At 57.1% G+C, this 13,131-nt stretch carries 15 protein-coding genes and 7 pseudogenes; 6 read left to right on the top strand and 16 right to left on the bottom strand.

The features are described from left to right. Window positions 1–30: 30 nt before the first annotated feature. Entirely contained in the window at window positions 31–165 is a 135-nt protein-coding gene (locus tag AM590_RS21285; RefSeq protein WP_256364943.1) for a hypothetical protein, read from the top strand. 18 nt (window positions 166–183) lie between these two features. On the opposite strand, the gene AM590_RS21175 is transcribed toward AM590_RS21285, so the two are convergent. Next, complete coding sequence (locus AM590_RS21175; protein ID WP_058827892.1) at window positions 184–855, bottom strand: SOS response-associated peptidase family protein; 672 nt, start codon at window positions 853–855, stop codon at window positions 184–186. Beyond that, window positions 856–1,159: pseudogene (locus AM590_RS21170) on the bottom strand (hypothetical protein). A 78-nt stretch (window positions 1,160–1,237) separates the two neighbouring features. Here AM590_RS21170 and AM590_RS13265 point away from each other — a divergent pair. Next, window positions 1,238–1,723 (top strand): annotated as a pseudogene (locus AM590_RS13265) (zinc ribbon domain-containing protein); the annotation flags it as partial. Between the two features lie 105 nt (window positions 1,724–1,828). On the opposite strand, the gene AM590_RS20545 reads toward AM590_RS13265, so the two are convergent. The 3 genes from AM590_RS20545 to AM590_RS13255 are packed head-to-tail and all read right to left on the bottom strand — an operon-like array spanning window position 1,829 to window position 4,175. Then, the gene (locus tag AM590_RS20545; protein WP_157575467.1) at window positions 1,829–2,260 is read right to left on the bottom strand and encodes a hypothetical protein; all 432 of its coding nucleotides are present in this window, start codon (window positions 2,258–2,260) and stop codon (window positions 1,829–1,831) included. A 15-nt stretch (window positions 2,261–2,275) separates the two neighbouring features. Beyond that, a complete protein-coding gene (locus AM590_RS13260; RefSeq protein WP_253805944.1) occupies window positions 2,276–2,788 on the bottom strand; it encodes an aromatic-ring-hydroxylating dioxygenase subunit beta in 513 nt (170 codons plus the stop codon). A gap of 1 nt (window position 2,789) precedes the next feature. Next, window positions 2,790–4,175, bottom strand: a complete 1,386-nt coding sequence (locus AM590_RS13255; protein WP_058827890.1) for a Rieske 2Fe-2S domain-containing protein — start codon at window positions 4,173–4,175, stop codon at window positions 2,790–2,792. A 330-nt stretch (window positions 4,176–4,505) separates the two neighbouring features. Between AM590_RS13255 and AM590_RS13250 the strand changes: the two genes are divergently transcribed. The 3 genes from AM590_RS13250 to AM590_RS13240 all read left to right on the top strand — a co-directional run bounded on the left by AM590_RS13250 (window position 4,506) and on the right by AM590_RS13240 (window position 6,499). Then, complete coding sequence (locus AM590_RS13250) at window positions 4,506–5,015, top strand: winged helix-turn-helix domain-containing protein (protein ID WP_058827889.1); 510 nt, start codon at window positions 4,506–4,508, stop codon at window positions 5,013–5,015. Beyond that, complete coding sequence (locus AM590_RS13245) at window positions 5,012–5,575, top strand: transposase (RefSeq protein ID WP_082677726.1); 564 nt, start codon at window positions 5,012–5,014, stop codon at window positions 5,573–5,575. Before AM590_RS13250 ends, AM590_RS13245 begins: the two co-directional genes overlap by 4 nt. 273 nt (window positions 5,576–5,848) lie before the next feature. Continuing rightward, on the top strand, window positions 5,849–6,499 hold the full coding sequence (locus AM590_RS13240) for a helix-turn-helix domain-containing protein (protein WP_058827887.1): 651 nt from the start codon (window positions 5,849–5,851) through the stop codon (window positions 6,497–6,499). Between the two features lie 55 nt (window positions 6,500–6,554). On the opposite strand, the gene AM590_RS13235 is transcribed toward AM590_RS13240, so the two are convergent. The 4 genes and pseudogenes from AM590_RS13235 to AM590_RS13230 form a co-directional block, all read right to left on the bottom strand. After that, complete coding sequence (locus AM590_RS13235) at window positions 6,555–8,027, bottom strand: Na+/H+ antiporter NhaC family protein (RefSeq protein ID WP_058827886.1); 1,473 nt, start codon at window positions 8,025–8,027, stop codon at window positions 6,555–6,557. A gap of 202 nt (window positions 8,028–8,229) precedes the next feature. Beyond that, window positions 8,230–8,648: pseudogene (locus AM590_RS21165) on the bottom strand (hypothetical protein). A gap of 73 nt (window positions 8,649–8,721) precedes the next feature. Next, window positions 8,722–8,960 (bottom strand): annotated as a pseudogene (locus AM590_RS21160) (DUF6735 family protein); the annotation flags it as partial. 328 nt (window positions 8,961–9,288) lie between these two features. Then, window positions 9,289–9,549, bottom strand: coding sequence for a HalOD1 output domain-containing protein (locus AM590_RS13230; RefSeq protein ID WP_058827885.1), 261 nt, complete (start codon window positions 9,547–9,549; stop codon window positions 9,289–9,291). A 118-nt stretch (window positions 9,550–9,667) separates the two neighbouring features. Between AM590_RS13230 and AM590_RS21385 the strand changes: the two are divergent. Then, a pseudogene (locus AM590_RS21385) lies at window positions 9,668–9,923 on the top strand (MarR family transcriptional regulator). A gap of 2 nt (window positions 9,924–9,925) precedes the next feature. On the opposite strand, the pseudogene AM590_RS13220 reads toward AM590_RS21385, so the two are convergent. From AM590_RS13220 to AM590_RS21150, 7 genes and pseudogenes are all read right to left on the bottom strand, one after another. Then, window positions 9,926–10,431: pseudogene (locus tag AM590_RS13220) on the bottom strand (hypothetical protein). Beyond that, window positions 10,428–11,024: a helix-turn-helix domain-containing protein gene (locus tag AM590_RS13215; protein ID WP_058827884.1), complete on the bottom strand. Its 597-nt coding sequence runs from the start codon at window positions 11,022–11,024 to the stop codon at window positions 10,428–10,430. The pseudogene AM590_RS13220 and the gene AM590_RS13215 overlap by 4 nt, the downstream one beginning before the upstream one ends. A gap of 140 nt (window positions 11,025–11,164) precedes the next feature. Further along, the gene (locus AM590_RS13210) at window positions 11,165–11,506 is read right to left on the bottom strand and encodes a type II toxin-antitoxin system PemK/MazF family toxin (protein ID WP_058827883.1); all 342 of its coding nucleotides are present in this window, start codon (window positions 11,504–11,506) and stop codon (window positions 11,165–11,167) included. Then, window positions 11,503–11,862, bottom strand: a complete 360-nt coding sequence (locus AM590_RS13205) for a helix-turn-helix domain-containing protein (RefSeq protein ID WP_058827882.1) — start codon at window positions 11,860–11,862, stop codon at window positions 11,503–11,505. The genes AM590_RS13210 and AM590_RS13205 overlap by 4 nt, the downstream gene beginning before the upstream one ends. A gap of 93 nt (window positions 11,863–11,955) precedes the next feature. Further along, a complete protein-coding gene (locus AM590_RS13200; protein WP_058827881.1) occupies window positions 11,956–12,291 on the bottom strand; it encodes a hypothetical protein in 336 nt (111 codons plus the stop codon). Further along, entirely contained in the window at window positions 12,291–12,581 is a 291-nt protein-coding gene (locus AM590_RS13195) for a hypothetical protein (RefSeq protein ID WP_058827880.1), read from the bottom strand. The genes AM590_RS13200 and AM590_RS13195 overlap by 1 nt, the downstream gene beginning before the upstream one ends. Before the next feature lie 217 nt (window positions 12,582–12,798). Next, window positions 12,799–13,023: pseudogene (locus tag AM590_RS21150) on the bottom strand (hypothetical protein); the annotation flags it as partial. Window positions 13,024–13,131: the final 108 nt, after the last annotated feature.

The following is a 13,131-nucleotide window of genomic DNA, read 5'->3' as shown; positions in this document are numbered from 1 at the left end:
TAACAGACGGGTCATCGTCGCATAGTACGTATGCTCTCTCAGCGGAAGGCACACTTGGATAAGACCGAGCGTGAGCATCTCGAAGACCGCCTCATGGCAGAAGGTACCATCCGAGATCGAGAGTACTCGCTCGTCGATTCAGCGGCGGCGTCGCCGATGCAGTGACCGTGACCCCGTCAGCTATCAGGAACTGAACTCGCCGAGGCCCGATTGCTCGTGGTCCAGTGGCTCGATGACCTGGGGCTCGTCGTTACCGGGGTTGTTGACCCGCGTCGAGATCTCGTAGGCACCCAGATCGTCATTCGGGTACGGCTGGCACAGTTCCTTGCGGGTGTCCGAGTCTGCGGTGAGCCAGTCGGACTCCGCGTCCTGCGGAAGGATAACCGGCATCCGGTCGTGGATGGAGTTCATCAGGTCGTTCGGCTCCGTCGTGAGAATCGTGACGCACGAGATCGTCTCGTCGTCGCCCTCCCAGACGTCCCAGAGGCCGGCCATCGCGAACGCCGGATCGTTCTCGCGGTGAATTCGATAGGGCTGGTTGAACTCGTCACAGAGGAAGAGCGCAGCATCGAGTTCGTTTGCGAGGGTGACCGCCGCGTTCTCACCGTCATCGAGCGGAAACTCAGCATCAAGCTCGACCGACTGTGTTGTGAATGACCCCGTTTGATCGAGGACGGCGGACGCAGCGTGCCCGTGGACGTCATCGTAGGAGGCAATCTCACGGAGTTCATCGATGACCGCTGTTGGGACGACGACCTCGTACTGCGAGAGACAAAGTGCGAGTGGATCGGGCTCGTCGCCAGTAACGATCCCGAGACTGACGAGGGCGGAGGCGTCTGCGATTAGCTGCGGCATCTATGCGTCAGCGACCTCGTCGATGAAGTCCTCGTCTAACTGTTGTTTCAACACGCGAAGGTTTGCCGCCTCTTCGGCGCCGACGAGTGCTTTCAGTTGCTGGAAAGTGATCTCGTCGTCGTAATAGGCGTCGGCAATTTCCTGGACGAGTGTGTCGTCGTGAGCAGCGTCTTGGAGGTACTCCCGAAGCGCGGTTACGAGGACGTCTGTTCGGTCTTCCCCAAGGACTGCGGCTAGTGCATCCGTCCGGTCAATGAGCCGATTGGGGGGCCCGAAACTGCACGCGCTTCTTCTCGGTGCTCATGATGTGTACATTGTGAGCCTCACTTGAGCCAGACGAGGCAGGTATCAGCCGAGGATGTAGCCAATCAACTGGCCCACTACATCTGCGATTGTGGAGGAGTGTGTTGAACGAGGTGTTGGAACCCTTGTCGTTGGCGACCTCGGCGGCATCCGAGAAGACGACGAGAACGGTACACCCCGGAATTGGGGCGACCACGGCAACCTTGATTTGCATGGGTGGGCGTTTGACCGCTTCACGACGCTACTGGACTACAAGGCGGAAGCCGGAGGGATCGACGTGGAGTTGGTGTCAGAACGCGATACGTCGAAATCGTGTTCGGCGTGCGGCCACACCGACGATAATCAGCGCGTTGAACGTGGCCTGTATGTGTGTGAGAAATACGACACAGTTGCGAACGCAGACGTGAACGGTGCGGAGAACATTCGGCAAAAGGTACTCCCGAGTCTCGCCACGGATGGCGGCGATAGAGATAACGGCTGGTTGGCACAGCCAGCGGTTCATCTGTTCGACCGTAGTGAGGGCCGTTTCGCCCTACGAGAACAAGTTGCTAACCGCGAACCCTAATATCCCAACTGCGGTCGGGATTCCCGCGTTGACGAGACGCTCTGCGTCTCGTTCGCACACCAGAACGCTCTGCGTTCGAGGGACGTCTTCAAGCGTGGGAGGATGTCAATCATTTAAATCGCTTCTAAGCCACCGTGTGATGAGATTATGGTCCTGCTGGGCGAGAGTTTCGAGTTCGGTAGGGAAGAGCCGAATCACCTCGCCCTGTTTTTCAGCGTTGAGGACTATACGGGCACCAGATTCAGTATTCATCTCGTAGACGGTAACAAAGCCAAACTCATTCGAAACGGTTGTCAGCTGGGTTCGTTCAGCTGAATCATCTTCTCTGATAGGTGACCGATGAGTGGCATCCGCTCCTGATAGATTGGCAAGCGTGTCGTGGTTCTGCCAAGCGAGTGCCTCTAGTGCAACTGCGTCCAATCGAATCGACGACGTCGGCGTTTCGATTTCGAGACGCTCCCCCTTCGGCGTTTCAATCCGATTGAGACCTATTGAGTCTCCTTTCACATCCAGTTGGGTGAGTGGAATAAGGTTCATGATGGAACTCCGTTCTCAGAGGAAAAACGACAAATTCCGGGTCGCGAGGACCGTCTGGTCGAGATACACAGTCCGATCAGCTAATTTGAATTCATCATCAACGCGACGGAGCCGATCCTTTCGTTCCCCGACGATAAGGTCGTGGTTGGCAGTATCTCCCTGGCTCCGGTAGAGTAGTAGATTACTCTTCACGGTGACATCGTCCACGTTGTCGTTTGGGAGTTCGCTCGCTCGAACGTTTGAGACAAACCGACGCGTCCGTGATGGGGGATTTTCAGCCCACGCGAAGTCGTTGTCGAAACGCTCAACACGCGTCGAAAGGGTCCCATGATCGTCGCGGTAGAGAAAGCCCTTCCCGCTGAACTCCGAGCGCTCAGAACCTCGCTCGCGTGTCACCCTCCGAGGAACGCGATACTCGATGTCGTTAGTAAGCAGATCAAACCAGTCGTGGAGGCGCTTGTCGTCAAGCAATTCTGCCTCATGGTAGAGGAATTCCTCGCAATCAAGCCGTAGTTTATGAGTCATCATTTTACGCACCTCGTTGTTCCGAGTCGGTATCCGACCCATCGATACGCTGACCGGTCATCATTTGATACCAACTCTGATAGAACGTCCGCATCGTACCGTCCTCGAAAGCGGAGTTGATAACGGTACCTGGCCCGTCCCATTCATCGGAGATGTCCTCAGCTTCGCCCATCTCTCCCATGTTCATCTGGTAGTTCGATTGCCGATTGGTTCGCCGTGCGAACGAACTCCCTGCGGCTTCAGTAATACCGTCCCAGACAGCAAAATCATCTACTTCGAAATTGCCTGAGACGCTGAAGGTTGTAATTCCAGTATCGTAGGCCTGCTTTTTGAACTCCTCGGAGGCGTTTTTCGGGACGAGAATCCAGTTCCAGATCTGAGTTCTATCTGAGGCAACCGGCTGCCACTTCCGAATTGTAAGGAACTTTTTCAGTTCCCGGTTGTCCGGATCAGCGTTTTTCAGTGTATTGTTAAACGAGAGATTCGGGAACACGGTGCCGACGATGGACACGTGGTTCTTTGCGATCTTGTACTGTAACTGCGAGAGATGTTCGTCCGTGAATATCTCCTCCGGGTACCCCCCTGGGCTCTCTTCGAAGTACGAGAACGAACATGAATGGCCGCTACAATCGATCACGTCAAGAGAGGTCCGGTTGCCCGCAAGCGCCGTTAGATCTGAGGGGAAGATGTTGAGGTCCATCGTCGACTTGTGTGCCGCAGGTACATGATAGGCATCACCAGTGAAATTGTCCGCGGCAATCTTCCAGCTTGTATCGGCCTCCCAGCGAATCGGCTCGCCAACGACCTCTAAGCCACCCTCAGCGAAATCCACGGCAATATCAAGATACCATTTGAAATCACCGAGGTATTCGGCGAGCGGTGGCGTGTCTTCTGAGAGGCACGCGAAAACGAGCCCTGCATAGGTGTCGACCTGTGGTGGTGACTGGAGAGCATATTCACACGTGTCTAGCTCCTTGTAGCATTGCTCTTTGTGTGGAACACCAACGAGTTTGCCAGTATTCTTGTACGTCCAGTTGTGGTAAGGACACCGGAAATGGGTCGTATTCCCCTGTTCCGCCCGCACCACGGTAGTGCCACGATGCCGGCAGGCATCGAACAACACGCGTATCTCGTGGTTCTCGTCCCGAACGAAGATGACGGGGTTGTCGGCAATGTAGCGCTTGGCGTAGTCGCCTGGCTCTGGAATTTCCGATTCATGGCCGATGAACACCCAACCCCCCCCGAACACCCGGTCACGTTCCAACTCGAATATCTCCCTGTCATTGTGTATCCGTGCGGGAATCTCCCCGGTCTCAGAGACTTTTCCAACGTCATCGATTACGGACTGTATTCTATCTGGGACACCCTCCTGTACTGCCTCTGTTGACATACCACATTATTTAGTATCGTTTCGGGTAGCTCTGACTGCACCACTTGGAACATCATTTATATGGAATCGATGAAAGGGTCGGCTTGAAAATGGGACTAGTCCGTTGTGGTAGCAACTCAACAACTTATCGGGTGAAGAATGTCTCACCGACAATTGTCCTCGTATTAAACTTGTGGAGCGTCAACCCGATGGTCTCCGACAATGACCACGCAACGTTGACTGGAATATCAGTTTTATTGAACTCTCTTGGCGTTGGTATCAGGGAGAGATATTTACCCCCCTCATAGTGACTAGGGAAGTTATTTGCTTGTCGAGACGAGAGAGTCAGTAATGGGACGGCTGGACGATATCACGCTCGAAGAACTCCACGAGCTCAAAGACCAAATCGACGAAGGGAAGCCGCGAGAACGTGTTCTCGCGGCGATCGGCCGCAAGCAAGGTGATCAATTAGACACACTGGCTGACCGCCACGATGTTGTTGAGCGAACGATTCAAAACTGGCTCAATCGGTTCGAGGAACAACCGATTGAGCAAGCTCCCTACGACGCTGCTCGCCCAGGAGGCCCAGCAAAGATCGACGGCGAAGACCGCCACCAGCTGTTTGAACAGTTGCAACAGCCGCCGACTGAACTCGGCTACGATCAGCAAGCGTGGTCGGCGAAGCTTCTGCTTCACCACGCCAAAGAGGAGTACGGCGTCGAGTACCACGAGACCTACGCGTACGACCTGTTGAAAGAGGCCGGGCTGTTCTTGCGGACAGCGCGGCCTCGCCACCACGAGGCTGACCCCGAGGAGAAAGCCGAGTTCCAAGAAACAGTCGAAAAAAACGACCCGAACTGAGCGAGAAAACCGTCGTTGTCGTCGATCAGTTCACCAAGCACGTTGGAACCGTCCAGCGGCGCGGTTGGTACCCAATCGGCTCGGATCCCACGATAGAGACGACGAGTTCCTGGAAGTCGGTGACAGTGCTGGGCGCTGTCACCGACGACGGTGACAGCTTCTACTGCTGGACAGAAGAGAACCTCACACGAAAGCACGGAATACGGCTGTTAGAAGCACTCACCGACGAGTTCGGTGAGGAATTAGTGGTATTTCTGGACCGGGCAGGCTACTTCTACGCGAGAGATCTCTGGGAATACGTCAGCGGAGAGCGCGAGACCGAAACTGTCGGAGACAGTTCGGTCTCGTGCGTGTGCGGCGACGATCTTGAAGTGTGGTACTTTCCGTCGAAACTCCCCGAATTGAACGCCGTCGAAGGCTGCTGGGATCAGCTCCAGGAGTGGTTCAAGCACCGACTCGTTCCGGATCTCTCGACGCTGAAAGACTACATCCCGAGAGGGATCACCAAGATCGACGAACCGAATATCTGGCCGTACTTGACCAGTAAAGATTCGTCCTAGTCACTATCAGGTTCAACGCATACGGTCAAAACGTGTTCCTCAACAGGGCACAAACGTGAAAGGGGCTTCAAGAAAGCCAGATCGGACTAATTCCGCTAATTACAAAGACGAGCGGAAGACTGGACCACATGTCGGCTCACACTCATCAAAGAGTGTTTTCTTTCCGACCCCGTGCGGACTCGTCTCGGACGGTACGTCTTTGTAGTTAGGTTCGGGACTACATTGATTCAACATGGACAATCATTTTAATACTCCAATTCCGAATTGGGCTTCATGTACAAGGCGGTGTTCCACATTGACGGAGATAGTCCGTACTCACAGTCGACTAAGGGGACAGACACGGAGATCAGGCTATGGTGTAATGACCACTGTGACTTACTCTATGTCTCCGGCGAGCGACAAGAGGATGTGATCGCTCAGGTCAGCTCAGAGGTTGGTGTAGACGAACGACTTACCGACGACGACGGCGACGGACAAGTAGTTGTAACAGAAGCGTGTTTAGAAGAGGGAGCAGGCAACTACATTAAACCGTATCTCGTGGCCAACAACTGTCTACTCTTGCCGCCGTGGCAGTATCGGGATGGGATGAAGGTCGTTCGTGTGCTTGCGCTCGATCCGGCGAACCTCTCGTCATTCTATCGTGATATCTCTTCCGACTACACAGTTGTTGTCGAGTCCAAACAAGAACTAGCGAAGGCCGAATCAGGAACACCCATCTTCTCGATGGAATCATATCTTCCGACGCTTACCGATCGCCAACGCGAGGTGTTCCTCACTGCTCACGACTGTGGGTATTACGAGATACCACGTAACACAACGACGACCGAAATTGCGGATACAATAGGAGTCGGTCGTCGGACGGTTGAACACCACCTCAGACGCGCCGAAGAGAAGCTCACTGACGTGCTCGTAGATCATATCTGAAACGATACTGCTTCGTGATGATGCAGTGGAACTGTCTGTCGCCGATAGGTGTTCGTCAGTCCTCACCTACAGCTGGCACGGTTGCATCGCCTGTTGATGAGGTGCTGGCAGGTTCATTCTGGTCAGTGTGCATGATTCGCCAGCCGGTTGTTCCCATGAATAGCAAAATTAGTGGGGAAAGGAATCCGAAAAAGTAGTACGGTGCGTACTGGACTGTCGGGACGCCGAGCACTCCGGACATAAAGACAGCCCCACTAGTCCAAGGGACAAGTGCGCTCGTCGTCGTCCCGGCCGCCTCAACAGCACGGGAGAGATTCTGCGACTTCAACCCCTGTTCCCTGTAGAGGTTCCGAAGGGACAGACCCGGCACGACGATGCTGATGTACTGTTCGGCTGCGAGAATGTTCATCGAGATGGCTGAAAGGGCCGTCACGCTGGTAGTACTCGATACACCGCGACACAACTGGGTGAGATGATGTGCAAGCACCGCGAGGATGCCAGTTCGCTCCAACATCCCACCGAGTGAGAGCGCAGCGATAACGATGGTGATGGCCCACGCAGCATCAACCATGCCACCGCTCTCCAGCAATCCATTCACGAGGTCCATCCCTGTTTTTGGACCTGTCCCGTATACTGCTGCATCCCACGCGCTGGCGAATGGGACGTCCTGTACGAGGATTGATGTCAGTGCACTCACAAAGACACCCGCACCGAGTGTCGGGAGTGCTGGAATCCCATACACCGCAAGTCCAAGAATGATGAGTAGAGGAACGAAGACGAGCGGCGTTACAACGTAGGAGCCCTCAATAGCCGTCTGAATCGCCGCGATACGTCCTTCGGGGATGCTTCCCGAGACGCTCAACCCGAGCACCGTGTACAGTACGAGTGAGATACCTAACGCGAGCATGGAGCCGGGCCGCATCGCCCTAATGTGGTCGTAGAGATCGGTGTCAGTCACCGCCGCAGCGAGGTTTGTCGTATCTGAGAGGGGAGACATCTTGTCGCCAGTGTATGCACCAGTAAGGATAGCACCGGCGGTCATCGGTGCCGGGATACCGAGACCAGAACCGATACCGATGAAGGCAACGCCGAGCGCACCCACTGCGGTCCACGACGATCCAATTGCCAGCGTAATAATTGTGATGAGAATGGCAGTTAGTGGTAGGAATATCTTAGGACTGAGTAGCTCTACCCCGTAGTACATAAGTGTCGGGAGGGTCCCCGCTTGTATTAGTGTGGAGACGAGCGTGTAGGCGAGGAAAATAATGAGAATCGCCTGCAACCCCATGAGGAGACTATCACTAATGCCGTCGTACAAAGCCTCCCACGAACAGTTGAGGTGGTACCAAGCAAACAGACCAGTGAAGGCAATGCCCCAAAGCAGGGGGAACTGTGGTCCAAGTCCAAATCCGACGATACCAACGCTCAGAAAGACCACCATCCCGACAATGGGTACGAGCGATTCGATAAGTGATGGTCGCTCTTCCGGGGCAATGTCTTCAAACAAACGGGGCTTGAACTCTACCATCGACTTGTCTCCTCTTGCTTTTTTTGTTCGGGCAAGCCAATTCTTGCATTCACACTCTCAATGATGAGTGATAGTATCATGCATGATTTACCATGCCATACACCGGCGAGTATTCACTCCATCCACGTGGAAATGCTATTATAACAGATAATACATCTCGAAGCACCGGTGCTCAAAAGACTCACCTCGTGGCTAAGGAGCCTCAGGATTCACCCGCTCGTTCGACAGTAATGGTCAAGTCGCCCGATTTGTAGTTGGCATCGAAGTCGACAGTGAATGCATCCGCCTCATAAGCGGCGTGATAGGCGCAATGGCACTCAAGCGACTCAGGCGCTTGAAGTGGAAGAACGCAGCCGATGTGTAGGGTTTGCTCTGCGTCTCGATTTGCGTCTCGACAGGGGTGGGAGTGCGATTTGTGGCGTATCCGTATCGATACTTGCAGCGAATTGTTTCGCTTCCTCGACAGTCGCTCGCGAATGTGCGGGTGTCTCGCCGGTTAGTACGTTCACCGGCGTCTGCGTGTCGTCGGTGAACAGGACGCCTTCGAACGTGTGTCCCGAGAATCGTGTCGGGACCTAACTCACAATCATGGAATGGATCGTCGTCTGGCATCTTGGGCATCAAATCACGAGCCCACGATGGAGCTCACTCATACCTGCCCCAGAAAAACAGCAGCTGCCAGAAGCAGATCGAACTAAGAGTAGTTCAGACTCACCTTCTCGAAGGGCGGTTCTCTGGTCGGAATGAATAGCTCCTGTCGAGTCTCGGCACACTCGCTGAGCTTTTGCTTGCGGTACTGGTGAGCCGTCGACTGGGTGAATATACCCTTTTGTCGACCATATCGCCGACGATGTTCTTCAGCGCTCGGAACTGCCCCTTCAGATGGCCGTCGCCGACCGGCTCGCTGTCGTACCAGCGCACCGTCGCGAGCGACGTGGAAGGCGGCAGCGGCGAGCGGGGCGGGCTGCCACGGATACACCTGTCCAACCGACCACGTCGCTTGATGGGTCATCAACAGGCCTGGTGGACTCAGAAAGGGCGAGGCCATGTTGGCCGCCTCTTGACCCCGCAAGCACCGCAGGGGTGAGGCGCGCAGCGGCGTCCTCGTGAGCCGTGCGTGACCTTCGGTCCCGCTGGAAGCCGGCGCTCTGCGCCGGCGACGAAGCGAACGGGAACAAGCGAGACGCAGTCTCACGTGGTCGTGGGGCGCCGAGCGGCCGAGGGCCTTTAGGAACGATCCCTGCCTCGGAACCGTAAGTCGTTATTCGCCGATGGACTGCGATTCGTCCTCGATGATGACGTCAACACCGTCCGGTGAGACACCGAGCGGAATCCCCTCGACAGTAAACTGAACAGCGATGGTCTCATCGGCGGAAGCGATCAACTGTTCGAGCGCACCGGGGTCGACGTACTCGTGGAGTTGATAGGCGTCGTCATCGAGTCCACATGCCTCCAGTGTCTCGACGATTTCAACGAGGAGGTCGCTTGATTCACCTGAACTGCCTGTTGGTGGGGATTGCATCTGTACACTTACTATGAAGCTGGCTAGCGTTTAAAACGTTAGGAGTCACCCACAGAAGCGATACGTTTCTACATTGGATAGCACGTTCGGGATCGCGTCGGCGCAACCAGAAGCGATTCTGCGCTTTGACGCCGACTGGGTGTCTCGCGCCGATGACCGCATTCTGAAGCATCTTGCTGACGACGGCCCCGACACCCCGAAGGAAATGGTGGACAGCAACCGTGTGCGCTTTTCTCGCCATCAACGCTCGGTGCAAGACCCTCGTTACCTATGGACTCCTCGTCCACCTCAGAAACGGCGTCTACGACATCACACGAGAGGGTGGAGAGTATCTCGCCGGCGAGCTCGACGCCCGTGACCTTGCTCCCGAATAGCGTTAGCTGTTGACGGCGACCAAGTCCTCGATGAATCGGGAGCCGTTCACGAACGTCACCGAGTCACTGTACCACTCTCCCGAGTACGGTTTCAGCGCCTCCCCAGCCGCAATATCGGTCGTGTAGATGTACACGCCAGTCGCGGTCCCCGAACTGAGGTGCTGGGCAGCTAGCGCAGCGAGGGCGGCGTCCGCTCGCTCAACTTCGTCGGCGGGCCGGTTGTCTGCGTTCGCGATGTACCGCTGGACGCCATCCATCACCCGCGAGACGACAGGCTCTGAGAACTCCAGCTGCACCGCAATCGTCGCCAGCCCTCGTCGATCGCGGTGTCAATCGGCACTTCCTCGACGTCCGGGTCGTCGATGGTCAGTCCCTCGTACACCCGTTCGGGCAGGACGAAGGCGATTTCGTTTCGGCGAGCGAACCGCCGAACGGCCTGATACCGACTGTTCGACGGCTGTCCCATCGCGACGAACAGGCCGGTGTCGGCAATGTGGAGCCGGCTCACGCGTCGTCAGCGCCGTCGCCGTCGATGTCCAGCTCGTCGAGTCCCGCCCCTGACTCCTCGATGTCGTAGTATTCGTGGACGACGGGCCGGAGTGCCTGGAGGATCATCTCCGCGGCTAGCGGCGAGGTGTCGAGGTCCTCCGCCATCAGCCGGTGGGTCACCTCGCCGCGTTCGCGGGCGACCGCGTAGGTGAGCGCCGTTGCGAGGCCAGCGACCCCGTGACGGTCGATGTAGGTGTCGATGTCGGCGTCCGTCTCGCGGCGGCCGACGGCGTCGATCAGCGCCGGCGTGATCGTGTACTCGCGGTCGCCCGCGGCCGTCGTCACGGTCAGGTCGATTGCACGGGCGGCGTACCGCCGGGGCTGCTCCTCGTCGGTGACGTCGACGACGCCGGTGTCGACGAGTCGGTTGACGTAGCTGTAGGCGGTTCCCTGAGCGAGTTCGAGGTCGTCCATCACGTCTTGGACGGTCGCTTCACCCTCACGGACAAGGTACGCGTACAGCTGGGCGAGCTGTGGCTCCTCCAGCAAGTCCGCGACCGAGAGGAAGTCCCGGACGATGTCGCCCTCGGCGCGATTTGAGGTGCGTGACACGGGTCGGCCTTGTTTACAGATTACAGCGAATCAGTAAATGATGTTGGGTCACTCCGCTGACGTCGCGTACTGCGACCAACCGGAGAGCGGCCGTCATAGTGAGTTCTGACGGAGATAATGGTTGCCACGACGGGAATGTCTCAGGACGATATGTAGCCGATCACTTGGCTCGCCACATCCTCGGTGCGGTCGTCCACGAGCGATGTCAGGTAGTACTTGATGTCCTCAGCACTGTTGAGGGTCGCGAGCGACCACGGGAGGACATGACTGCGTTCACCGAGTGGGTCGCCGGCGTAGTCGTGGTCCCGAAGGGTGACTGACTCCTCGTGGTAAGTCTTTGTGGATATCAGGACTGTGATGAGTTGCACGCCGTGGTTCGGGAATTGGGGAGTCCCCAGCACGAGCATCGGACGTCCTTTCTCCGAGAGGGGATCGGTCGCCCACACGATGTCGCCGCGTTCCAGTTCTTCGAACGCCGTCACTGTACGTCTTCCATCTCGTCGGTTTGGAGGTCCGCAAGACGCTCCTCACCGTATTGGTCGTCTGCCGCCTCGTGCTGGCGGTGGAGCCGGTAGGCCGACTGAAGCCGGTCCTTGTTATCCGTGATCGCCCAGTACGGGCGCTTGTGCCGGACGAGCCCGCGTTCCTTCAGCCGAGAGAGAATCGCACTAACAGCGTCCGTGTCCAACCCGAGTCGCTCGGCGATCGTCGCCGCCTTCCACGCCCGGTCGTCATTCTTATCGAGAAACAGCACAATTCGCTCAGTGTCGTTCCGGTCCTCGAATTCGTCGGCGTCAGCGTTTTCGAACTCGTCGATATCGATAGTACCGCTCGACATGGACTACTGTTGGGAGTGTTGGAACATAGGTGTTTGGTATGTTTGTTACTTGGATGGGAGGGACATTTCGGCGCCCAGAGATGCCGGAGAGGGTCACTCCGACGGCGTCGCGACGAGATGCTCCTCGAGATCGCGTGTCCAGTACGTCGCGAGCCCGCCCGGACTACAGCGGGCGCACAACTGCAACGGGCCTTCCATATGCCCGAGTTCGATCCGGAACCGGGTGAGCGCCACGAGCGTATCGATGACGAGCCCACACCCGTCACAGGCGACGTGGTCGCGCTCGTCGGGATCTGACTCTGTCTGGATCGCGCAGTCAACGCAGATCGGGTGGGTGACCCGTTCGTCCTGTCCCCAGGTGTGCGCCTCGCCCGTTTCGGTACCGGGCGGTGCGTCGCAGAACGCACAGCCGACGAGGGTCTGCTGCATCACTTACCCTCCGCGTCGGCGTCGCGGCCGGCCGTCCAGCCACGGTGGAAGACTGCCAGCTGCGTCGTCGAGTCGAAGGCTGTGCCACTCGGTTCGTGAACCAGAATGCGCTCATCGGGGACCGGAGTGACGACGTCCGCGTCGATGAGGTCGTCGACCAAGCCACGGGCCGTCATGTCGTCGACGTCCGCCGTGTCGACGCTGCCGGCGTCGCGGTCCTGTGCGAGCTGTGCTTTCTCGAACTGTTCGTGGTCGGCACTTGTGTCGTCGTGCGAATCGGGACTAGGCATGTGAGTCACGCAGCGCACGCTGTTGCGCGCTGCACGCCTCCCGGCGCCGATAAACAACTCATGGCGTAAAGATTCGGTACCCCCTTGGATCGCCCGGCCGCAAGGGTACACTCATTCGAGGAGTAGGGTGATGGGTGGGGGCGAGAGAATGGACCCAATCCCAGTATTAACCAACACTATGCCGGTAACGGCCGAAAATGTTGGTTAAGTCGAACCCCTACGGCGTTCGGAGATCTCGAACTGGCTTCACCGCGAACGTGTCTGGCTCGCTGGCTGCTCCTTCACCAGCCCACTCCACCGATGTCGAGGGCGGCCGCGTAAGCTGGGTGATGAGCTCATCGCGAACGGTTCGTCGAGGGACGGTGGTCTGGTGCCAGCCCAGTCGGTCGTCGAAGTGCCGTCCGTGGAACTAGTCGCCGACGTCGTCGACGTACTCTGGACGGATCTCACACCAGCGGTGCCCAGCGGCCGGCCCGACTTCCTGAGTGGGAGGACGTCCAAGAACTGGCTAAGGAGTACGGGGTAACGCTATAAGAGCGCGATTCGATAG

It is taken from the genome of Haloferax sp. Q22 (genome assembly GCF_001482285.1).
Taxonomy (GTDB): Archaea; Halobacteriota; Halobacteria; order Halobacteriales; family Haloferacaceae; genus Haloferax.
Note: the sequence above shows the minus strand (reverse complement) of the source record. Positions and strands in the feature narration are given on the sequence as shown.